Genomic DNA, 20,787 nt, shown 5'->3' with positions numbered 1-20,787 from the left:
GCCCCCACCGAGGTGGATGCATGAACGATGAAGCGCAGTTCAGCGAGGCCGACCTCGCCCCGGGCCCCGAAGAGCGCGCCGCGTCGCGCCGCTCCCTGATCGACCGGGTGGCCGCGAGCGTGGCCGCGCTCGCGGCGGGCGCCTGGGCCGGCGGGATGGTGGCGCTGGGGGCCTGCGCCGCGCCGTTCGTCTTCCGGCTCGCCCCGGCCCCCTTCTCCGGTGACGCGATGAGCGCGGCGTTCGCCCGCTTCGATCAGCTCGCGCTCGGCGCCGCGGTGATCCTCCTCGGCGCGGAGGTGGCGCGCACGTGGGCGGCAGGACGTCAGGGCGCGGGCCCCGCGGCCCGCGTGCGCCGGGTCGTCGCCATGGTGATGGCCGGCTGCGCCGCCTACGTCGGCCTGGCGCTCACCCCCCGCATCGCCGCGCTCCACCGCGACGGCGTCCGGCGCGGCGAGGGGGAGCTCGGCATGGAGCTGGAGCGCGCCCACCGCCGCGCCGAGCTCGTGGGGCGGTCCGAGGTGTTCCTCGGCGCGGGCCTGGTCGTGCTGCACGTCTTCACGCTCGGCGCGCGCCGTCCCGACCAGGACGATGACGACGACGAGGCGGCCGCGCCGCTGCCGCCCGGCCCGCGGTGACGCCGCGCCCACGACAGGGAGAGACCAGGTGCCGCGCGACAACAAGCTGTATAGCGGCTTCGTCAACCACGATTACATCCTCACCTTCTCGATCGCCGACGAGGCGAACCGGGCTCGCCTCGTCGCGCTCTGCGCCGGACCGTGGCAGGGCGACGAGGTCACGCCGGATACCTGGGAGGTGTCCAACACGCTGAGCCCGGACCAGATGGAGCGCGCCATCCTCGAGCTCATGGGCGACGCGGACCGCGCCGCCTATTACTATCTTTCCGACAGCAAGCGCATGTTCCGCGTCCTCCTCGGCTGAGCGCGGGCGCGAGGGATGTGAGCCGCTTCGCTCCGGCAGGCGACCAGGGCGAAAGGGCTCGTTCCGGCGGGCTGAAGGCGCCACGATCGCCGCCATTTCGCGGTATGGTCGTCACGTCATGAGCGAGCTGGAAGCCACGCCGCCCGGCGCCACGACGAGGCCTGCAGCCGACGCCTCTCCGCCCACCGCGCCGCCGTCCCGAGCGGCGGAGGGGGACGACGAGGGCCTGCTCAGCGTCCTCCGCGACGACGGGACGCTGGACCCCGCGACCGATCCCGGCCTCGCCGACGCGCTGCTGCTGCGCGCCTTCCGCGAGATCAAGCGGCTCAGGCTGCTCGACGCGCGCATGCTCCTGCTCCAGCGGCAGGGGCGGGTCGGCTTCTATGGCGCGTGCACCGGCCAGGAGGCGACGCCGATCGCCGCGGCGCTCGCGCTCGAGCCGGGCGACTGGGTCTTCCCCGCGCTGCGCGAGAGCGTGATGATGCTGGTGCGCGGCTTCCCGCTCCGCACCTACGTGGCCCAGGTGTTCGGCAACGCGGGCGACCTGCTCAAGGGGCGCCAGATGCCGTCTCACATGAGCGGTCGGCGCGTGAACCAGGTGTCCTGGTCGAGCTGCATCGGGCCGCAGATCCCGCAGGCGGTCGGCGCCGCGTGGGCCGCGAAGCTGCGGCGCGACAGCACGGTGGTGGTGGGGTTCATGGGCGACGGCGCGACGAGCGAGCCCGACTTCCACAGCGCGATGAACTTCGCGGCGGTGTTCAGGGTGCCGTGCGTGATGATCTGTCAGAACAACCACTGGGCGATCAGCGTGCCGACCGAGCGGCAGACGGCGTCCCGGACCATCGCCATCAAGGGGCGGGCGTACGGCGTCCCGTCGATGCGGGTGGACGGCAACGACGTCATCGCCGTCTACCGCGCCGTCTCCGAGGCGGTCGCGCGGGCCCGGTCCGGCGGCGGGCCGACCTTCATCGAGGCGCTCACCTACCGCGTCGGGGCCCACTCCTCGAGCGACGACCCGAGCCGCTACCGGTCGCAGGAGGAGGTCGATCGCTGGACGCAGCGCGACCCGCTGCTGCGCCTCGGGCGCCACCTCGCGGCCCGCGGCCTGCTCGACGACGCCGCGGAGGCGGCCCTGGAGGCGGAGCTCAACGCGGAGATCGCCGCGGCGGTCACGGAGGTCGAGGGGATGGACCCGCCCGCCCGCGAGACGCTGTTCGAGGACGTCTACGCGGAGCTTCCCTGGCACCTGCGCGACCAGCGCGCGGAGCTCCTGCGCTCCCCGAAAGCGCCCGCGCACGGCGGCGGACGCTGACCACGCGAGGGATTTCCCCTCGGTGCGAGGTCGTGTAAGCCCGCCGGAACCCAGGGTACGGCTCGCCGTGGCGGGCGCGGCCTCAGGGCTGGTCAGCGAGGGGCTTGCCTGGCCCACCCCGGCGCCCCTATTCCAGTCTCCGAAGCGCACAAAAGGACAAGGATGAAGACCTACGACGCGATCGTCATCGGTGCCGGCCCCGGCGGTTACCCCTGCGCCATCCGGCTGGCTCAGCTCAAGCAGAAGACGCTCTGCATCGAGAAGGAGCAGCCCGGCGGCGTCTGCCTCAACTGGGGCTGTATCCCCTCCAAGGCGTTGATCTCCGCCGCCCACCTCTACGAGAAGTCGCAGGCCGGCGCCTCGATGGGCATCAAGGTCAGCGGCGTCGAGCTCGACGCCAACGCGATGCAGGACTGGAAGGAAGGCATCGTCAAGAAGCTCACCGGCGGCGTCAGGTCGCTGCTCAAGGGCAACGGCGCCGATCTGCTCACCGGCACCGCGACGATCGTCGGGCCGAAGCGCGTGGACGTGACCCTGCCGGACGGCTCGGTGGAGCAGATCGAGGCGACCAAGGGGATCGTCATCGCGACCGGCTCGACCACCATCGAGATCCCGACGTTCAAGTTCGACGGCGACGCGATCATCGGCGCGAAGGAGGCGGTGAGCCTGCGCCGCATCCCGAAGCGGCTGCTCGTGATCGGCGGCGGCGTCATCGGGCTCGAGCTCGGCATGGTCTACCAGGCGTTCGGCGCCCAGCTCACCGTCGTCGAGGCGCTCCCGGACCTGCTCACGGGCGTCGATCCGGACTGCACCAAGATCGTCGAGCGCAAGATCCTGAAGCGCGGCGGCACGATCTACAAGAACGCCAAGGCGCTCGGGTACGAGAAGCAGAAGGACGGCTCGGTCGGGGTGAAGATCCAGATCGAGGGCAAGGAGCAGACGATCGTCGTGGACACGGTGCTCGTCGCCGTGGGCATGCGGCCGAGCTCGAAGGGCCTCGGCCTCGAGAAGGTCGGCGTGACGGTCGATCAGCGCGGGTTCATCCCCACGGACAAGGCGGGCCGCACCAACGTGCCGTCGATCTACGCCGTGGGCGACGTCAGCGGCCCGCCCCTGCTCGCGCACAAGGCGACGAAGGAGGGTGAGATCGTCGCCGAGGTGATCGCGGGCCACAAGGCCGAGAAGGACTGGGTCGCGATCCCGGGCGCGATCTTCACCGATCCCGAGATCGCCACGGTGGGGCTCACCGAGGCGGAGGCGAAGGCGAAGGGCCTCGACGTCAGCGTCGGCAAGTTCCCGTTCGCGGCGCTCGGTAAGGCCATGGCCATGAACGAGACCGAGGGGTTCGTGAAGATCGTGGCCGACAAGAAGACGAAGCAGGTGCTCGGCGTCCACATCGTGGGGCCGGAGGCGAGCACGATGATCAGCGAGGCCTCGCTCTCGCTCGAGATGGCGGCCTTCCTCGATGACCTCTCGCTGACGATCCACCCCCACCCGACCCTCGGCGAGTCGCTGATGGAAGCCGCCGCCCACGCGATGGGCGCGGCGATCCACATCGCGAACCGCTGAGCGCACACGCTGGCAGAGCCGGCCGGCGGCTCACGGGACGTGACCGCCGGCCGTCAACGAGCCGGTGCGTTGCTCCCTTGAAGCAACGCCCGGCTCGAAAGGGCCAGAAATAAAACCACAGAGGCACAGAGGGCATAGAGGAAAGAGGAGATAAAATTCTCTCTCTTCCTCCGTGCCCTCTGTGCCTCTGTGGTTCTAACTTCTTCTTCTCCTCGAGCTGCTGTGCTTCAGCCCGGCGATCCGGTCGCAGAAGAGAGCGCGCCGCCGGGGCAGACCGTACCCGCCGCGTCAGTCGCGCATGTAGTGGCACGTGTACCCGCCCGGGTACTTCTCCAGGTACTTCTGGTGGTACTCCTCGGCGCGCGTGAACGGCCCGGCCTCCACGATCTCGGTGACGAGCGGCGCGCGCCACTTGCCGCTCTGGCCCACGCGCGCCTTCACCTCCTCGGCGACGCGGCGCTGCTCGGGCGTCGTCACGAAGATGGCTGAGCGGTACTGCGTCCCGACGTCGTTGCCTTGGCGGTTGCGCGTCGTCGGGTCGTGCATGCGGAAGAACCACTTCTCGAGCAGCTCGGCATAGGACAGCTTCGCCGGATCGAAGACGATACGCACCGACTCGGCGTGGCCCGTGTCGCCCGTCTTCACGTGCTCGTAGGTCGGGTTCGTCATCCGGCCGCCCGTGTAACCGACCTCTGTCTCGAGGACCCCGGGGATCCCCCGGAGGATCTCCTCCATCCCCCAGAAGCAGCCGCCTGCCAGGATCGCCGTCTCCAGCGTGGTCTGGCAGCCGGGGGCTTGCCCGGGCGCCGGGGCGGCGCAGGCGTTGGCGCCGGCCTGCGCCTGAGGCGCGCCGCTCCCGCCCTCGAACAGGGCGCGGTAGGCGCCGTAGCCCTCGGCCTCGAGGCGATCCAGCGGGATGAACCGGAGCGACGCCGAGTTGATGCAGTAGCGCAGCCCGGCCGGCGCAGGCCCGTCCTCGAAGACGTGCCCGAGGTGCGAGTCGCCGTCCCTGGAGCGCACCTCCGTGCGGACCATGCCGTGGGCCCTGTCGACGCGCGCCACGACCCGCTCCGGCGCCACCGGGCGCGTGAAGCTCGGCCAGCCGGTGCCCGAGTCGAACTTGTCGAGCGACGAAAAGAGCGGCTCGCCGCTCGCGACGTCCACGTAAAGGCCCGCGTCGTGGTTGTTCCAGAACGCGTTGCGGAACGGCGGCTCGGTCGCGTCGCGCTGCGTGACCTCGTACGCGAGCGGCGTGAGCCGCTTGCGCAGCTCCTCATCCGACGGTTTGCGATAGCTTCTGTCCGACATCGTCACAGCCTCCTTGGACCCAAGAGCAACCTCGCTCGCGCGCCCCGCCTCGCCCGCGCGCCGGCACGCGAACAAGGCGGCGCACCCGACGAGCAAGAGCGCGAAAAGTAGACGAGCAGCGCGGAGCCAATTCATATCCACCTGGCCTGCGGGAAGGGTAGCGTAACCACCCCTCCTACGCCGCGCAGCGCCGCCGGTTTCGCCTCGCCGCGCCGATTTCGCCCCGCCGCGCCGATCGCGCGGCCGGCGCAGCCTCGCGGCGCCGGACTCGGCGTTACGGGCCGCCGCTCTCGAGAGCGACGTCGCCCTCGGCGGCGCGCCGCTCGAAGCAGTCGTCGGGGATCTCGCGCGCGCGGCGGACGAGGCGGGTCGCCCCGATGAACGCCGTGGTGACAGGATCGTGGTAGCCGCTCGCCCCGTGCAGGCCAGGGACGGCGCGCTGGTAGTGGCGCGCGACCCGCTCCATCAGCGCCTCGCGGACGTACTTGCCCACCATCGACGCCATCGCGACGCACAGATCCGAGGCGTCGCTGTCGCGGACGAACGCGATCTCGCCGAGGCCGGGGAAGCGGTAGGCGCTGCGGGCGCGGCCCTCCTCGAGCACCGCGTGCAGCCGCCCGGCGAGCGGGCCGAAGGCGGAGCCGTACTTGCCAAAGCCGCCGACCTTGCCGCACACCGCGAAGACCTCCGCGCCGGCCAGGCCGCCGAGCTCGAGGATGAGGCGCTCCATCGCGTGGAGGTCGAGCACGAACCGGTTCTTCCCCGCGCGGACGCCGTCGTTCATCCGCTTCACGCAGAGCAGCATCGAGCGCACGGCCACGATCTCGACCCCCTTCTCCGCGAGCTTGTCGAGGTCGCGGCCGATCGCGCGCAGCAGCTTGTCGGGCGCCGTGAACGCCTCTCCCTCGGTCGACCAGCACTGCTCCTCGACGTGGCCCGGGCAGAGCGCGCGCAGCGCGGCGCGATCGTCGAGCGAGACGGCATCTAGCAGCTCGTCGACCGACGACGCGTCGCTCGGCGCCCCCGCGCGCCCGCAGCCGCGGGCGACCAGCGCGCGGGTCCAGGCCTCGCCGAGCGAGACGTCCCCGTACGCGACGAGCTGCTTGGAGTCGCCGAGCCGCTGGGCCAGGGCGCCGCGGGGCGCGCGGCTGGCCGTGTCCCAGCCGGGCCCGGTGACGCGCGAGAGGACCGCCGTCACCACCATCGGGCCGAGCCGCGGGCCGAGGCCGTTCTCGTCGACGCCGATGCGGTAGCGAATGGAGGTCTCGGCCGACGCCATGTCCGCCCCTTGCCACACGCCGCCGCCCGCGTCACGGCGCGAGGCGAACCGCCAGCGTCATCCCGCGCGCCGCCTCGTACGAAGTCGACCAGCGCGCGTCATTACGGTCTCCGCCTCGAGTTTTTCTCCGGAGCGCCCCGCGAGCGCCGCGATATAGTTCCCGCCCGATGCGCATCCTCCCCGTGCCCTGCCTCAGCGACAACTACGCCTACCTCGTGGCCGCGGACGGGCGGAGCGAGGCGATCGTCATCGACCCATCGGAGGCACCGCCGGTCATCGAGGCGCTCGAGCGCGAGAAGCTCCGTCCGGTCGCCATCGTCAACACGCACCACCACCACGATCACGTCGGCGGCAACGAGGCGCTCCGCGCGCGCTATGGCGACCTCCCCGTGTACGCGCACTCGAGCGACGTCGGCCGCGTGCCCGCGCAGACGGAGCGGGTCGAGGAGGGCCAGCCGGTCCGGGTCGCCGGCCTGGAGCTCCGGCCGCTGCACGTCCCCGGGCACACGCTCGGCGCCGTCTCGTACTGCGTCGAGGACGCCGTGTTCACCGGGGACACGCTGTTCATCGCCGGCTGTGGCCGCATGTTCGAGGGCACACCGGAGGGGATGCACGCCTCGCTCTCCAAGCTGGCCGCGCTCCCGGGGCACACACGCGTGTTCTGCGGTCACGAGTACACCGTGAACAACCTTCGTTTCGCCGAGACGGTCGAGCCCGAGAACGCGGCTGTCCGCAAGAAGCTCGAGGCCGCCCGCGCGGCGCGCGAGCGCGGCGAGCCGACGGTGGGGAGCACCATCGCCGAGGAGCTCGCGACGAACCCGTTCCTGCGCTGCGGCGAGCCGTCCGTACAGGCGCGATTCCCGGGGGCCACGCTGCCCGACGTGTTCGCCGCCGTGCGGCGCGCCAAGGACAATTACCGCTGAGTGACGCGGTCGCGCGCGGCCGTATTCCGCTCGCGCCCGCCGCCTGATTTCTATACGACTACGGGCATGGACTCCCGCGCTCCCATCTTCGGGTTCAACGACGCGCGCGACGAGATCGTGCGCACCGTGGTCGACCGGGTCGTCGGCGCCACCAGGGATCCGCTGCTCGCCATGAACGAGGCGGCGTATCAGGAGGCGAAGCGGCTCGAGGGCTCCCGGAAGCCGCAGGACGTCCGCGAGCTCGCCGAGTGGCAGCGGCTCGCCCGCTCGCTCGGCCGCATGCACGACGCGGAGCGCCGCCGCCGCCTGCGGGAGCTCTCGGAGGAGTACGCGTGGGACATCGCCGGCAACTTCGACCGGCGCGTCTACCAGCTCTCGTCGCGGCTCCTGCCGCCGGTCGTGAGCGCCCTGCTCGCGCCGCGGAAGCTCGTGACCGTGGTCCGCGACCCGCGCAAGCTCGTCAGCCTCGAGCTGCTCGCCGACCGTGTGCTCGTGCAGGGGCCGCTCGCGAAGCTCCGGTCGCTCGTGCAGCGCGGCACGGCGGTCTATGTGCCGACGCACCTGTCGAACATGGACTCGATCGTCTTCGGCTATGCCCTCGAGCGCGCCGGCCTGCCGCCCGCGACCTACGGCGCCGGCAAGAACCTGTTCACGAACCCGGTCCTCTCGTTCTTCATGCACAACCTCGGCGCCTACCGCGTCGATCGGCGCATCCGGCACAACCTCTACAAGGACGTGCTGAAGACGTACTCGGGCGTGCTGCTCGAGCGCGGCTACCACTCGCTGTTCTTCCCGGGCGGCACGCGGTCGCGCTCCGGCGGCATCGAGCGGAAGCTCAAGCTGGGCCTGGTCGGCAGCGCGTTCGAGGCTTACACGCGCACGCTGCTCAGCGGCCGCGAGCGCCGCGTCTTCTTCGTCCCCGCCACGATCAACTACCTGATCACGCTCGAGGCCGAGACGCTCATCGCCGATTTCCTCTCCGAGGCCGGCAAGGGCCGCTTCATCATCGAGGACGACGAGTCGAGCCGGATCGGCCGCATCGCCTCGTTCCTCCGGAAGCTCCTTGCGATGAACGCCGCGGTGGTCATCCGCTTCTCGGAGCCGCTCGATCCGTTCGGCAACCGGGTCGACGAGCTCGGCCGCTCCTTCGACGCGCGCGGCCGCGAGGTCGACCCGGCGAGCTACGTGAAGAACCAGGACGGGGCCCCGGTGATCGACGGGGCGCGAGACGCCCAGTACGCCCGCGAGCTCGGCGAGGAGATCTGCCGGGCGTACGCGCGCGACACGGTGGTCATGGCGACGCACGTGGTCGCTGCGGCGAGCTTCGCCCGGCTCCGCGCGCACGCGCCCGCCGCGGATCTCTTCACGGTGCTGCGCCAGCGCGACGTGCTCACGGTGCCGCGCGACGACCTCGCGGCCGACGTGATGGCCCTCTGCGAGCGCCTGCGCGAGCTGGAGCAGAGGGGGTGCATCGTGCTCGGCGAGGACGTCCGGCTCGGCTCGGGCGGGGACGTCGTCGAGCGCGCGCTGCGCGCCTTCGCCGGATACCACTCGTCGCCGGTGCTCGACTCGCGGCCCGACGGCATCGCGATCTGCGACACCAACCTGCTCTTTTACTACCAGAACCGCCTCGCCGCACACGGCGTGGCGTGGGACGTGATCGCGCCGCCCGGCGTCCCATCGGGCCTCCAGGTGCAGCCGCCGCTGCCGCCGCTCGCGCCGTCGTCGCCGCCCCCGCCGCTCGACGACCGGGGCGCGGCCTCGTCGCGCGGCGGCGCGTCGCTCGGTGTGGGCGGCGCGGGCGCGCGCGCGGGCTCGATGAACGGCGCCGGGGGTGGCCGGTGAGCGCGCGTCCGGCGGCGACGGTGGGGGTCATCGGCGGCGGCTTCTGGGGCGTGGCGCTGGCGCTCGCGGCGAGCCGCACCGGGGCGGAGGTGCTGCTGTTCTCGAGGCGCGAGCACCCGCAGATCGACGACGGGCCGCGGATCGTGCGGGGCTACGCGGAGGTGGCGCGGGCGCGGCTGCTCGTGATGGCGGTGCCGTCGAACGCCGCGCGGACGGCGCTGCGCGCGCTCGGCGATCACATGGATGGGTCGCACCTCGTGGTCCACGGCGTGCGCGGCCTGGAGGGGGAGGCGCTGAAGACCGTCTCGGACCTCGTGCGCGAGGAGACGCCGGCGCGGCGGGTGGGGGCGCTGGGCGGCCCGGTGCAGGCGGACGAGCTGAGGGAGGGCCGCCCCTCGGCGATTGTGTGTGGCTCGAGGTTCCCCGAGGTGCACGCGGCGGTGGCCGCGGCGTTCCAGTCCGACGCGCTCCACGTCTACACGACGCCGGATCTCCAGGGCCTGGAGTGGGCGTCGGCGCTCGTCGGCTGCCTGGCGATCGGCGTCGGCTTCGCCGAGGAGGCGGGCGCCGGGCCGGGGCTCCTGGCGGCGCTCATCTCGCGGGCGGTCGACAGCGCGGCGCGCGTGGCCGTCGCGGCGGGCGCGGAGGATCGGACGATGCTGGGGCTCGGCGGGTATGGCGATCTGCTCGCCTCGATCCGGCTCGAGAGCCGGCCCGAGGTGCTGCTCGGCAAGGCGCTCGCGCGCGGTCGGACGCTCGACGAGGCGGTCGCGGGGGCGAGGCTGCGCGTGGAGGCGATCCCGCTGATCCCGCGCGTCGTGGCGTTCGCGAAGGCGCGGAAGGTCGACGCCGGGGTGTTCGAGGCGCTCGAGACGATCCTGCAGGGCGGGGCGCCGAGGGCGGTGCTCGACCGGATGTTCACGGCGTGAGCGGATCGGCTTCCGCGCCTCCTGCGCCACGGCCATGAGGCTCCGGTGGTGCCGTATCGTCGCCAGCGGGTGTGGATCCGGGCTGGGCGCGTCCCCTTCCTCGTCGAGGAGCCTCCGGCGGTAGACCTCCGGAATCCTGTCGATCCATCGCTGGCACGCCTCGACGGGATGACCTTCACGCGAAGCCCTCGAAAGGCCATTTCCAGAACTCTTCAAGACAGGGCGGTTGACCGCCCCTGGTGCTGTCATCTTGACAGCGAGAGGGCGGTCGGACCGCCGTTCCGGCATCCATCTCGACAGCGACGAGGCGGTCGGACCGTCGTTCCGGCATCGATCTCGACAGCGACGGGGCGGTCGGACCGCCGTTCCGGCATCGATCTCGACAGCGACAGGGCGATCGGACCGCCGTTCCGGCATCGATCTCGACAGCGACAGGGCGATCGGACCGCCGTTCCCATCGATCTCGACAGCGATGGGGCGGTCGAAACGTCCCGTCGGCCGCGCTCTCGCCCAGGGGGGACGGTCGGACCACTTGAAGAACGTGTTTCCCGCGAGAGTGGACAGGTCGGAGCAGCCGGCCACGCCTTCAGCTGCCGTCTCGCCTCGTCACGCCGGACGCGTCCGGCGCTGTGGGCAGCTCGGGGCTGTCGCAGCAACGGAATCCGGTGGAGTAGTCGTGATAGGTCGGCTCGTGGGCGATGGTGGTGAAGTAGCAACCCGGGCCGAGCTCGCTGGTCGTGCTGAAGAAGCCGCCCATGAACACGCCGTTGCCCTCGTGCCAGGGCTGGTCGCGGCGCTCGACGCCCTCGGTGCGCATGCGCTGCACGAGCTCGTGATCGACCATGTCGCCGACCCACTCGTGCAGGTTCCCGACCATGTCCTGGACTCCGAGCTCGCTGGCGCAGCCGGGGTGGTCGCCGCTCCTCGCCAGGAAGCCGGGTTTCTGGTTGAGGTCGGCGCTGTTGAAGTGGCGCTCGTAGCTCCACCCGCCCGGCGGGTGGTCGCCGAAGAGCTCGCGCAGGAGGTGGGGCTTGCCGGTGTTGCACCGCCCGCGCTCGCCGCGGGGGCCGTACGGGTAACGTTCAACTCCGTTGCCGCGGCAGGCGCGCTGCCACTCCCGCCGCGTGCACAGGCGCTTGCCCGCGGCGACGCACGCGGCCTTGGCCTCGACGCGGCTGATGTACGCCTGCGGAAAGACGCCGGCCTCGCTGCGGGCGAGATAGCGGACGTTCGGCTCAGGCCGCTGGTAGTGGGGGTGAACGGTGAGCTGTCCGCCGGCGTCGGTGACCAGGTGCGCCTCGTAGCGATCGATGCAGAAGCCGCCGACGAGGACCATCTCGGCGGGGCAGGACCCGAGCTCCAGCGGAAGCCCGAGCGGCCGCGGAGGAAAGACGGCGGGCGCGGCGCTGGCGGAGCCTGGCGGCTGCGCCGCGGCGGGGGCGGCGCTCGCGGCGGCCGCGGTCGGCGCGGGCTCGGCGGCGGCGCCGCCCGGGATGGCTGCGCCGGCGTGCGCGCTGGCCGCGGGCGCGGGCGCGGCGGGGGCCGACGCTGCGGCGGCGGCCGAAGCGGCGGCGAGCCCCGGAGATGCGGCGGCGGCCGAAGCGGCGGCGAGCCCCGCAGCCGCTGCCGGGGCCGCTTCCTCTGCGCGGTGCGCCACGTGGGCCTCGCCGGAGGCCTCGGCCTTCTTCGCCGCGCTGCCGCCGCCGTCGTTCGGACCGACGCAGGCCGCGAGCCAACCCAGGGCGGCCAGCAGGCCTGGATGCGCGCGTCCTGACAGGCGCCGGGGGAGTGAGGATCTCTTCGACAGGCGAGCCCGGAGGCGGTCGCAGGGCGGCGCGGACGGCACGAGGCGGAGTGTACACGCGCCCGGCGCGCTGCTGCGATCCATCGCGGCGCGCTCTTCCGCAACGAAGCCTCGGGGAGGAGCGCAACTCCAGCGAGGAGGCCGCGCGCGATCGACGCCGAGGTGCGGGCGGCCGTCACGGCGGCGTGCGGGCGGGGACGCGCTGTGCTGAGAGAGGGGCTGCAGGTGCTGCACCGCATCGCGGGGCGGCTGCTCGAGCGGGAGACCCTGGAGAGGACGGAGCTGGCGGTGCTCGTGCGAGCAGAGCGTGCCGGCGCGGGACGGCGCGCTGGAGGAGGGGAGGGCGGCCTCGCCGTAGCCTCACCTCGATGCGGGCGGACTGAGGGATGTGCTCGGGCTGACGGCCTGCGCACCGTCGCTCTACGATGGCGCGCATGAAGATGCGTACGTTGCCTCGATGCATGGCCGGCCTCAGCATCCTGGCGGTATCCGGTTGCGGTCTGGTGCTCGGCCTGGACGACTTCAAGGACGCCGCGCCCGCTGACGGCGCGACGTCGGCCGGAGCGGGAGCGGGTGGAGCAGGATCAGGCGGGGGGCCCTCGTGCGAGCCGGAGAGCGTTGCCGAGTGCTACTCCGGCCCTCCCGCGACGGAGGGCGTTGGGATCTGCCAGGCCGGGACGCAGGCGTGCAAGCAGGATGGCTCCGGGTACGAGGCGTGCTCGGGCGAGGTGACGACGGAGGCGGAGACGTGCGCGAGCACGGAGGACGAGGACTGCGACGGGAAGGACTGCGAAGTATGGGCGGTGTCGTTCGGTGGTGAGCTGCGAGACGAGCCCACGGGTCTCGCGATAGACTCGTCTGGGAACTCGTACGTTATCGGTGAGTTTTCTGGTCGAATCGACGTGAGTGGTTTCGTGCTGTCGACGACGGCGGGAAAGAACATCTTTCTCGTCAAAATAGGCCCAGATGGTAAGCCTCTATGGGCCAGGCAGTATGGCGCCGCTGATGGCTCTGAAGCGATGCTTCAGGTGCCCTCGGCGATCGTGCTCGATCGAGACGGAAATGTGTTCGCGGCTGGATTTTCGTCTGAACCGTTCAGCTTGGGAGGGAACCTCATCGATCGTGGCCACTTCGTGGCGAAGTTTGACCCGGATGGACAGCACGTCTGGAGCAAGCACCTGACGGGCGCCTGCTTGCTCGCTCGCGTTTCATCGCTGGCGACGACAGCTCAAGGAGATCTGTTGGTTACAGGCTCATTCTGCGGCTCGATCGACCTTGGCGATGGTGCGATCCCGTCACAGGGGGCAGACGTGGACGTATTCTTGGCCAAGCTCAGTGGCTCCGACGGGTCAGGCAGGCGAAGCGACGGATTCTGGGGCAAGGCGTTCGGCGGCGAAGGTGCACAGCTTGGCACCAGGGTGATGGTCGATCCCGCCGGCAACATCTGGCTCGCGGGAAATTACGCAAGAAGCATAGATTTTGGTCTGGGAAGTCTACCACCCGCCGATCGGATGGATGCGTACGTGGTGAAATTCTCCTCGGATGGAGTAGCGGTGTCCGATGCGTCGTTCCACGGTTCCGGTATTCAGACGGTCACAGGCGCTGCCCTGGATGAGATGGGTGGGCCGCTGCTGGCGGTGGCATTCGATGGATCTGTAAACACCGGTGCCGGTACCTTCGTGTCCGACGGTTCGGACTCCTATCTTATCAAGTTGAGCAGTCAGGCAACTTACCAATGGGCCAAGTTGTTCGGTGGCGCCGGTGACTACGACGGTGGAGAGCTCGCCTACGATCGCTCCGGCGACGTGTTCTTTTCTGGAGCCTTCGATGGGGACATGTCGATCGGTGGCGAAGAGCTATCTGCGTCCGGAGACTCGAGCGATATATTTGTGGTGAAGCTCACGAGGCTGGGTCAGCCGCTGTGGAGTAGGCGGTTCGGCAGCCCTGAAGGCGACCGGGTGCTCGCCATCAAGAGCGACTCTCTTGGAGATCCAGTGATTGTGGGAACGGTGTGGGAGACAGTCGACTTCGGTGGCGGTGCGCTCGCGACGAACGGCGGTGCAGATGTGTTCGTCGCGAAGCTCTCGCCGTAGCGCCGCATCCGGGCGTGCGAGCCCGAGCTCGCTACATCCCCGGCTGATTGCAGGGATCTGCGACGGCACCACAGCTCTCGCTGCAATCCGTGCAGGCGCAGGCATAGACGGCTTCAGCCATCTCCGCTGCTCCAGGGTAATCTGTGTTGCAGTCGCTGAAGCACTGCGGCTGCGGATCGCTCTCCATGCATGTCCGTGCGCAGCCAAGCCAAAGTAGGCACGTGCCGTCGCGCGCACAGTCGGTCAGACAGCCGTTCTGTCCCGCGCAGCTCAGGCACTCCACGCCGCTGCCTCCCCCTTCTGTGCCCTGGCACTCGCTCAGGCAGCCGGCGAGCTCTGGATCGACAGCATCGCTTGAGATCGACTGGATCTGCTCGCACGACGCATCGAGCACGCACTGAGCGCTGCACTCCGCGGCCGGGTCTGCGCAGTCGAACGTGAGGATGCTGCACACCGGAACCATGCATTCCTCTGCCTTCTCGCAGGCCTGATCGCACACGGTGTTGCTGCCGGGGCCGCCGCCATCGCCCCCAGCTCCGCTCGACGTCGTGGCCGCCGACGTCGTCGTCGCCGAGGTCGTGGTCGTGGCTGCCGTCGTGCTGCTCGTTGTTGCCCCGCTGCCGCTCCCGCCGCTCCCCCCGGTCCCGCCGGGGTTCTCCGTCGTCTCCCCCGAGCAGGCCGAAAGCGCCGCGCCCGCGGCCACGCAGAACACGAACACAAGAGAAGAAGTCCTGTTGCGCATCTCCGCTCTCCTTACAGGGCACGCCGCGCCCGTTCCGCCGCGTTACTCCAACGCCGCGCGATCGTTCGCCTACCTCATTCCCTCCGCAAGATTTTTTTCTCACACCCGCGCGCCCCGTCGCCTGCGTCCCCACCACCCCGGCGCCGGTTGGCATCGCGCCCCGGCTCGGCTACCCACCCGCCCCATGCCCGGTCTGCCCCCTGCCGCGCTCATCTTCGATATGGATGGCCTCCTCGTGGACTCCGAGCCGCTCTGGCTCCAGGTCGTGCAGGCCTTCTGCCGCGCGCGCGGCTTCACCTGGACCAAGGAGCACCACGCCGGCTGCGTGGGCGGGGGCCTGCGCGCCACCCTCTCGGCCACGAGCGAGCGCTTCGGGTTCGCCGTCGATCCCGAGCGCGACATCGCCGCCCTCCTCGACGACTTCATCGGCTCCGTCGGCGGGCTCGCGCTCAAGCCCGGCGCCGCCGAGCTGCTCTCCGCGGCCGCGCTCGCAGGGCTGCCCACGGCGCTCGCCTCGTCCTCGCCGCACCGGCTCATCGCCGCCGTGCTCGAGCGCTTCGCCCTCCGGCCGCGCTTCCAGGCCGTCGTCTCCGGCGACGACGTCGCCCACCCGAAGCCGGCCCCGGACATCTTCCTTCGCGCCGCGGCCGAGCTCGGCGTGCCCCCGGCCCGGTGCGCCGTGCTCGAGGACTCCCTCGCGGGCGTCACGGCCGGGCGCGCCGCCGGCATGGTCGTCGTGGCCGTCCCCGAGGGCCCCTGGGAAGGCCGCGGCTTCGAGGCGCTCGCCGCCGTCTGCCTCCCCAGCCTCGAGCACGCCCACCGCTGGCTCGGCATCGCCGCCCCGGCCGCCGCCACCGCCGCCGGCGATCCCTGACAGGCGCGGCGCGCCCGGACGCGCCCCCGCCCGGCGCCGCCGCCGCGCCCGCGGCAGCCCGCCCCGGCCCCTCAGCCCGCCCTCAGCCCCCCTCAGCCCCCCGGCGAGAGCGCCCCGAGCTCCGCGCCGCTCCGCTTGTTGCCGAGCAGATCCCGCGCCGGCATCTCGCGCGCGTCGCCCTGCCCGAGCAGCATCTTCGACGACCGCTTCGGCCTGAAATCCGGGCGGTTCGGGTTGAGCTTCCACCAGCTCCCCTCCAGGACCACCCACGGCTCCTCGCTCGCCCGCACCACCTCCGCCGCGAGCCGCGCGCGCGTGATCCCCGTGATCGCCCGCGTCTCCGGCAGCGCCGCCGCGAGCCGCTTCAGCCCGTCGGGCATCCCGCCGTAGCTCACCTGGGTCACCACGTTGTGCTCGGCGTCGAACCGGTAAATCCCCGTGCTCAGCACCTCGATCGACGACGCCGCGTCGTTCACGAAGATGTTGTTCCGCAGCCGGCAACCCCAGCTCCCGTTGCCGCACTGGAGCGCGGCCCGGCCGCTCGTGTTCATGATCACGGTGTTGTTGCGGATGAGGTTGTTGCGGCAGCCCCAGAGCGGCAGCGCGTCGGGGCCGCTCACCTGCTCCGGAGAGCGCGGGCCGGGCTCCACGTACGCCCGGTCGAACGGGTTCGCGTCGTCCCACTGCGCGATCCCGCTGGCGAGGTTGCCGTAAACGAGGTTGTTCTGGATCAGCGAGTCCGACAGCCCAGCCAGGTTGATCGCCCCGCCGCCGACGCGCCCGTTGCCGTTCATCACGTTCTGCTCGATGATGAAGTTGACGCCGCGGCCATCCGGAAACCCGTGCTCGCCGAACCTGTCCGTCGCGAGCTTCATCAGCCCCGCGGCCCAGGCGCGGGTCGGCTGCATGGACGGGTAGCCCCGGAACGACGGGTGCTTCATCACCTCCTCGAGCGACGCCTCCGGATCGAGGTTCGCCTGGAACCCGCCCGCGTTGTTGCCGAAGAACACGTTGCGACGAACCACGTAGTTGTCCGAGCCGTCGGACACGTACGCGCCGTGCTCGCGCGCGGACAGCGCGAACAGGTTGTCCTGCAGGAGGACGCTGTGGCTGTCGGTGGAGTGGAACCCCCACATCCGATGGTGATGGGAAAAGTTGCCGACGATGGCGATGTGGTGCGCGAGCCTGCCGGTCTCGCCGAACGCGCCGTCGACCATGATCCCCGCGCGCGGCGAGCCGGCGCTCTGCTTGCCCGGCTCGCTGCTCCCGGCGAGGTTGAAGCCCTCGATCACCACGTGGTGCGACGTCTTCAGGTAAATCATCCAGCTCGGGTCGGCGGTACACGCCCGGTCGATCACGACCTCGCCCGGGCTCCCCAGGGCCTTGAAGTGGATGTACTTCTCCTGGCCGGCGCTCGGCTTGTCGCCCATCGAGAACCCCGCGTACGTCCCCGGCAGCACCGCGACGAGGTCGCCGCCGCGGGCCGCGTCTGCCGCCTCCTGGAGCGTCGAGAACGCGCGCGTGACCGGCAGATCCTGCGGCTCGGCCGCCGCGTCGCGCGCGTTCAGATCGAGCGCGGCGACGCGGATCGCGGCGGGGGCCGGCGCGCCGACGACGAGGACGCGCTCGTACCGCCGCTGCAGCTTCAGCGTCTGGCTCACCCACTCGTCGGAGTCCCGCGTCTTCACGAACGGCTCGACGGGCGCGGGCGCCGGCGGCTCCGGCGTCGTGAGGGGCCCGGCCGGAGCGGGCGTCTTCTTCTGCGGCGCCGGCGGCTGGGCCGTCTCGTCCGGCGGCGGGCCCGCGACCTGGATCGTGGGGCTGCAGGCGAGCGCGGCGACCGCGGCGAGCGCCGAGGCGATGCGCACGCAACCACGGGCCCGCTGGATGACGCTCATCGATCCTCTCCTCTCGACGCTCCGGGAACGCCGCCCCTCCGCGGCACGCGGCCTCATGCGGCGCTGCGCTCTGTTGACCTCTTACCCCGAAGCGCGCGTCTCAGCCAGACGAGCTCGCCCTCGGCGAGAGCCCGCGCACGGCGTGACGCAGGCCACGCGCGCAGCGCGCGGCGGGCCACAGGGCGCCGCCCGTCGTGGGCCACCCCGCGCAGCGCGCCACGAGCCACGGCGCCCGGGAGCGCCGCGCGGAGTGCGACACCGCCTTCCAGCGGCGGCTTTCCTGCGCCCGGCACGTGGCCGTGCGCTTCCTTCGCTGCCGTTCCTTTGGTACGTAGAGCACATGAAAGCGCTCCCCTCGCTCGTGAGTGTCGCTCTCGCCGGCGCCACCCTCCTCACGCTCGCGCCCGAAGCGCAGGCGAACATCAAGAATCCGAACGACCACCCCGACTACGTGGCCGAGCTCGAGCCGCACGGGAACTTCGTCTTCTTGCACCGCGACTACGGCCTGCGGCGGTTCCGGGGCAGGTACGACGGCGTCGGGGACCCGGAGTTCGGCCTCGGCTTCAGGGCCACGATCGAGCTCGCCGATCCGGCGTTCATCCCGCGGCTCAACAACACGGTTGGCATCTCGTTCGGCCTGGATTTCACCAACTGCACGTACTGCCGCCGCGACTTCACCATCTGGAGTCCGGTCACCATGCAGTGGAACTTCTTCTTCAACGATAAGTGGAGCGCGTTCGCCGATATCGGCGGTGTCCTCCGGACCGACGGGTTCTACGACGACGTGTACCTGGACTTCGTCACCATGGTCGGCGGCCGGTACCACTTCAACGACGACATCTCGCTGACGATGCGGATCGGGTATCCGTTCTTCAGCTTCGGCGTGTCGTTCTTCACCGGCTGAGCCCCACCCCGCCCGTTCTCTGGCCGGACTGAGCCGCCACGGCGCTGCCCGGCGGTCTCGCTGCCCTGCTGCCGGCCGGGGGAGCGCCGGCCTCCGCCGTGGGCGGCGGGATCTCGCCGGGGCGGGCGTACGGGGTGGTCATCGGGCGCGTGCGGAGGAGGCCCGCCCTGGTTAGACTAGCCGGAGATGTTCGGCTGGTATTTTGTAGGCATCCTCGGTCTCGCCCTGCTGATGGTGGTCCACGAGGCAGGGCACTACTTCGCCGCGCGCGCTTACGGCATGCGCGTCCTGAAGTTCTCGATCGGCTTCGGTCCCACCTTCTTCAAGGTCGTCCCGAAGGACGGGTACTTCTGGTTCACGACCGCCGCGGACAAGATCCGCGTGCGGCTCTGGCGTCACAACCCGGTGAAGCACGGCCCCACCGTGTTCCAGGTCGCGATGATCCCGTTCCTCGCGTACGTGCAGATCGCTGGCATGAACCCGCTCGAGGACATCGATCCCGAGGACAAGGGCAGCTACGCGAACGCGAGCCTGGTGGGCCGGATCGCCGCGATCTTCGCCGGTCCGCTCGCGAACTACCTGTTCGCGTCGGTGCTCTTCTTCGCGAGCCTGATGGTGGGCGGCAAGCCCTACCGGTTGACCGACATCGGCGTGGTCGCCGGGATGCCCGCGGCGGCGGCCAACCTGAAGGACGGCGACCGCATCGTCGAGATCGACGGCACCCCGGTCCAGGACTGGGAGAAGATGGCGGAGATCATCTCCAAGAGCCCCGGCCGCCCGCTCGATATCATCGTGGAGCGCGCGGGCGAGCGCGTCGAGGCGAAGGTCACGCCCGCGAACGAGAACGGCACGGGCAAGATCGGCGTGATGGCGATCGGCGCTGTGCAGTCGGCGCCGGTGACCGTGAAGGAGGCCGCGGTGCTCGCCGTGACGAAGCCGCCGAAGGTCGTGCAGAGCCTGGTGGTCGGGCTCGGCCAGTACCTGACGGGCAAGGTCGACGGGGAGCTCGGGGGCCCGAAGCGGATGATCGAGGAGACCGCGCACGCGGCCAAGCGCGGGTGGGCCGACGGGCTCGAGTTCCTCGGGCTGCTGTCGGCGTACCTCGGCGCCTTCAACCTGATCCCGTTCCCGGCCCTGGACGGCGGCCGCCTGATGTTCCTGTTCTACGAGGCCGCCACGCGGCGCCGGCCGAACGCCCGCATCGAGGCGCACATCCACCTGGTCGGCGTGGTCATGCTGCTCGGGCTCATGCTCTACGTCACGGCGAACGATTTCGGCCTCGGGTCGAAGTAGCGCTCCCCGCGTGGCATCGAGGCGGCCCGCGCGGGTTCCGGCGTCGCACCGGCGCCGCGCCCGCGCGCCGGCGCGGCGGCTCGCCCACGTGATCTCGCGCCGCTTCGCCCGCGCGGCGGCCTCGCTCTCGCTGCTCGCGCTGGCCGGCTCGCCGGCCTCCGCGCTGGCGGCGCCGCCGGGCTCGGGCGCGTGGTCCGACGAGGAAGAGGCCGTCTTCGACGTCCCCGCGCCGCCGACGCTCCCCGGGCTCACGCGGCGCGATCCGACCTTCACCTTCGAGTACACGGCGGCCGTGATCGAGCCCGAGTCGACGAGCCGGGCGAGCGGCAGGACCGCCTTCGCCTGGTACTCGCACGGCGAGATGGAGATGCCGCTCGTCCCCCGGAAATGGTTCGTCGGCGCGGTGCACGACAGCGCCGCCGCGAGCGTCCCGGGGGTCGCGCGATCGATCCTGCTCGGGAGCCCCGAGCTCTACGGGCGGGGCGTCTGGTCGAGCGCGCGCGGGCTCTCCTCGGGCGGCGGCTTCGGCGTCGTGATCCCGGTCCCGCGCGACGTCTCGCCCCAGGAGGCCGAGGTGCTGCGGACCGCGCGTGTGGTGCGGCCGTGGGACGAGACGCGCTTCCGGGATCTCACGCTGACTTTCCGCCCCTGGTTCGACATGCGGCACATCACGGGGCCGTTCATCTTCCAGCTCCGGCAGGGCCTCGACTGGTCGCTGGTCGTGCGCGGCCTCAGGTCCGGCGAGCGGCGCACCGACATCCGGGCGCACACCGCGTTCTACTTCGGCTACCGGATCGCGCGGCCGGTCGGGGTGGGGCTCGAGCTGTGGGAGGTCTACCAGCTCACGGAGGGCCTTCCGGACGACAGGCGCGCGACGTTCGCGATCTCGCCGAGCGTCCGGTTCATCCTGGCGAACGTGCAGCCGGCGCTCAGCGTGCTGCTGCCGATCGCGACCCCGCTGCGCGGCGACGTGGCCTCGTACTACGCCGCGCGGATCAGCGTGGGGTTCGCCTTCCCGACCGACGATCCTGCGGCGCGCCCGTGAGCGGCGGGCGCGCCTCCGCGCGGGCGCTCC

Annotated in this window: 17 protein-coding genes; 12 read left to right on the top strand and 5 right to left on the bottom strand. The window is 71.3% G+C overall.

What is annotated here, in order from left to right; all coding sequences use genetic code 11:
- The first annotated feature begins 20 nt into the window (after positions 1–20).
- The 4 genes from WME76_RS37670 to lpdA all read left to right on the top strand — a co-directional run bounded on the left by WME76_RS37670 (position 21) and on the right by lpdA (position 3,820).
- Entirely contained in the window at positions 21–635 is a 615-nt protein-coding gene (locus tag WME76_RS37670; protein WP_437956992.1) for a DUF4149 domain-containing protein, read from the top strand.
- 28 nt (positions 636–663) lie between these two features.
- Positions 664–939, top strand: coding sequence for a hypothetical protein (locus WME76_RS37665; protein ID WP_433930663.1), 276 nt, complete (start codon positions 664–666; stop codon positions 937–939).
- A gap of 118 nt (positions 940–1,057) precedes the next feature.
- The gene (locus WME76_RS37660; protein ID WP_437956991.1) at positions 1,058–2,251 is read left to right on the top strand and encodes a thiamine pyrophosphate-dependent dehydrogenase E1 component subunit alpha; all 1,194 of its coding nucleotides are present in this window, start codon (positions 1,058–1,060) and stop codon (positions 2,249–2,251) included.
- Between the two features lie 162 nt (positions 2,252–2,413).
- A complete protein-coding gene (gene lpdA, locus WME76_RS37655) occupies positions 2,414–3,820 on the top strand; it encodes a dihydrolipoyl dehydrogenase (RefSeq protein WP_437956990.1) in 1,407 nt (468 codons plus the stop codon).
- A gap of 288 nt (positions 3,821–4,108) precedes the next feature.
- Here the strand turns inward: lpdA and WME76_RS37650 are convergent, their stop codons facing one another.
- Complete coding sequence (locus tag WME76_RS37650; protein WP_437956989.1) at positions 4,109–5,263, bottom strand: bifunctional methionine sulfoxide reductase B/A protein; 1,155 nt, start codon at positions 5,261–5,263, stop codon at positions 4,109–4,111.
- 139 nt (positions 5,264–5,402) lie between these two features.
- Positions 5,403–6,407 carry a hypothetical protein gene (locus tag WME76_RS37645; protein WP_437956988.1) on the bottom strand — a complete coding sequence of 335 codons (1,005 nt, stop codon included), beginning with the start codon at positions 6,405–6,407 and terminating at the stop codon, positions 5,403–5,405.
- A gap of 167 nt (positions 6,408–6,574) precedes the next feature.
- Between WME76_RS37645 and gloB the strand changes: the two genes are divergently transcribed.
- The 3 genes from gloB to WME76_RS37630 all read left to right on the top strand — a co-directional run bounded on the left by gloB (position 6,575) and on the right by WME76_RS37630 (position 10,104).
- Positions 6,575–7,330, top strand: a complete 756-nt coding sequence (gene gloB / locus WME76_RS37640; protein ID WP_437956987.1) for a hydroxyacylglutathione hydrolase — start codon at positions 6,575–6,577, stop codon at positions 7,328–7,330.
- A 66-nt stretch (positions 7,331–7,396) separates the two neighbouring features.
- Entirely contained in the window at positions 7,397–9,175 is a 1,779-nt protein-coding gene (locus WME76_RS37635; protein WP_437956986.1) for a 1-acyl-sn-glycerol-3-phosphate acyltransferase, read from the top strand.
- Positions 9,172–10,104: an NAD(P)-binding domain-containing protein gene (locus tag WME76_RS37630; protein ID WP_437956985.1), complete on the top strand. Its 933-nt coding sequence runs from the start codon at positions 9,172–9,174 to the stop codon at positions 10,102–10,104. The genes WME76_RS37635 and WME76_RS37630 overlap by 4 nt, the downstream gene beginning before the upstream one ends.
- Positions 10,105–10,690: 586 nt before the next feature.
- On the opposite strand, the gene WME76_RS37625 is transcribed toward WME76_RS37630, so the two are convergent.
- Positions 10,691–11,992, bottom strand: coding sequence for an SUMF1/EgtB/PvdO family nonheme iron enzyme (locus WME76_RS37625; protein ID WP_437956984.1), 1,302 nt, complete (start codon positions 11,990–11,992; stop codon positions 10,691–10,693).
- 350 nt (positions 11,993–12,342) lie between these two features.
- Here WME76_RS37625 and WME76_RS37620 point away from each other — a divergent pair, with 350 nt between their 5' ends.
- The gene (locus WME76_RS37620; protein WP_437956983.1) at positions 12,343–14,001 is read left to right on the top strand and encodes an SBBP repeat-containing protein; all 1,659 of its coding nucleotides are present in this window, start codon (positions 12,343–12,345) and stop codon (positions 13,999–14,001) included.
- Positions 14,002–14,032: 31 nt separating this feature from the next.
- Here the strand turns inward: WME76_RS37620 and WME76_RS37615 are convergent, their stop codons facing one another.
- Positions 14,033–14,743: a hypothetical protein gene (locus WME76_RS37615; protein ID WP_437956982.1), complete on the bottom strand. Its 711-nt coding sequence runs from the start codon at positions 14,741–14,743 to the stop codon at positions 14,033–14,035.
- 184 nt (positions 14,744–14,927) lie between these two features.
- On the opposite strand from WME76_RS37615, the gene WME76_RS37610 reads away from it, so the two are divergent.
- A complete protein-coding gene (locus WME76_RS37610; protein ID WP_437956981.1) occupies positions 14,928–15,617 on the top strand; it encodes an HAD family hydrolase in 690 nt (229 codons plus the stop codon).
- A gap of 92 nt (positions 15,618–15,709) precedes the next feature.
- Here the strand turns inward: WME76_RS37610 and WME76_RS37605 are convergent, their stop codons facing one another.
- Positions 15,710–17,515 carry a right-handed parallel beta-helix repeat-containing protein gene (locus WME76_RS37605; protein ID WP_437956980.1) on the bottom strand — a complete coding sequence of 602 codons (1,806 nt, stop codon included), beginning with the start codon at positions 17,513–17,515 and terminating at the stop codon, positions 15,710–15,712.
- A gap of 340 nt (positions 17,516–17,855) precedes the next feature.
- On the opposite strand from WME76_RS37605, the gene WME76_RS37600 reads away from it, so the two are divergent.
- The 3 genes from WME76_RS37600 (at position 17,856) to WME76_RS37590 (ending at position 20,757) form a co-directional block, all read left to right on the top strand.
- Positions 17,856–18,419 carry a hypothetical protein gene (locus WME76_RS37600; RefSeq protein WP_437956979.1) on the top strand — a complete coding sequence of 188 codons (564 nt, stop codon included), beginning with the start codon at positions 17,856–17,858 and terminating at the stop codon, positions 18,417–18,419.
- A 186-nt stretch (positions 18,420–18,605) separates the two neighbouring features.
- Positions 18,606–19,712, top strand: coding sequence for a M50 family metallopeptidase (locus WME76_RS37595; protein ID WP_437956978.1), 1,107 nt, complete (start codon positions 18,606–18,608; stop codon positions 19,710–19,712).
- A gap of 10 nt (positions 19,713–19,722) precedes the next feature.
- A complete protein-coding gene (locus WME76_RS37590) occupies positions 19,723–20,757 on the top strand; it encodes a hypothetical protein (RefSeq protein ID WP_437956977.1) in 1,035 nt (344 codons plus the stop codon).
- Positions 20,758–20,787: the final 30 nt, after the last annotated feature.

It is taken from the genome of Sorangium sp. So ce119 (assembly GCF_051524405.1).
GTDB classification, from domain to species: Bacteria; Myxococcota_A; Polyangia; order Polyangiales; family Polyangiaceae; genus Sorangium; species Sorangium cellulosum_G.
The sequence above is the reverse complement of the archived record's forward strand: the minus strand, read 5'-3'. Positions and strand labels throughout refer to the sequence as shown.

Excerpts from the sequence above, each read along its gene's own strand:
- WME76_RS37620 (WP_437956983.1), top strand. The coding sequence starts at position 12,343 with ATGAAGATGCGTACGTTGCCTCGATGCATGGCCGGCCTCAGCATCCTG.
- WME76_RS37650 (WP_437956989.1), bottom strand. The coding sequence starts at position 5,263 with ATGAATTGGCTCCGCGCTGCTCGTCTACTTTTCGCGCTCTTGCTCGTC.
- WME76_RS37610 (WP_437956981.1), top strand. The coding sequence starts at position 14,928 with ATGCCCGGTCTGCCCCCTGCCGCGCTCATCTTCGATATGGATGGCCTC.
- WME76_RS37605 (WP_437956980.1), bottom strand. The coding sequence starts at position 17,515 with ATGAGCGTCATCCAGCGGGCCCGTGGTTGCGTGCGCATCGCCTCGGCG.
- WME76_RS37615 (WP_437956982.1), bottom strand. The coding sequence starts at position 14,743 with ATGCGCAACAGGACTTCTTCTCTTGTGTTCGTGTTCTGCGTGGCCGCG.
- WME76_RS37595 (WP_437956978.1), top strand. The coding sequence starts at position 18,606 with ATGTTCGGCTGGTATTTTGTAGGCATCCTCGGTCTCGCCCTGCTGATG.
- gloB (WP_437956987.1), top strand. The coding sequence starts at position 6,575 with ATGCGCATCCTCCCCGTGCCCTGCCTCAGCGACAACTACGCCTACCTC.
- WME76_RS37645 (WP_437956988.1), bottom strand. The coding sequence starts at position 6,407 with ATGGCGTCGGCCGAGACCTCCATTCGCTACCGCATCGGCGTCGACGAG.
- WME76_RS37635 (WP_437956986.1), top strand. The coding sequence starts at position 7,397 with ATGGACTCCCGCGCTCCCATCTTCGGGTTCAACGACGCGCGCGACGAG.
- WME76_RS37625 (WP_437956984.1), bottom strand. The coding sequence starts at position 11,992 with ATGGATCGCAGCAGCGCGCCGGGCGCGTGTACACTCCGCCTCGTGCCG.
- WME76_RS37670 (WP_437956992.1), top strand. The coding sequence starts at position 21 with ATGAACGATGAAGCGCAGTTCAGCGAGGCCGACCTCGCCCCGGGCCCC.
- lpdA (WP_437956990.1), top strand. The coding sequence starts at position 2,414 with ATGAAGACCTACGACGCGATCGTCATCGGTGCCGGCCCCGGCGGTTAC.
- WME76_RS37600 (WP_437956979.1), top strand. The coding sequence starts at position 17,856 with ATGAAAGCGCTCCCCTCGCTCGTGAGTGTCGCTCTCGCCGGCGCCACC.
- WME76_RS37660 (WP_437956991.1), top strand. The coding sequence starts at position 1,058 with ATGAGCGAGCTGGAAGCCACGCCGCCCGGCGCCACGACGAGGCCTGCA.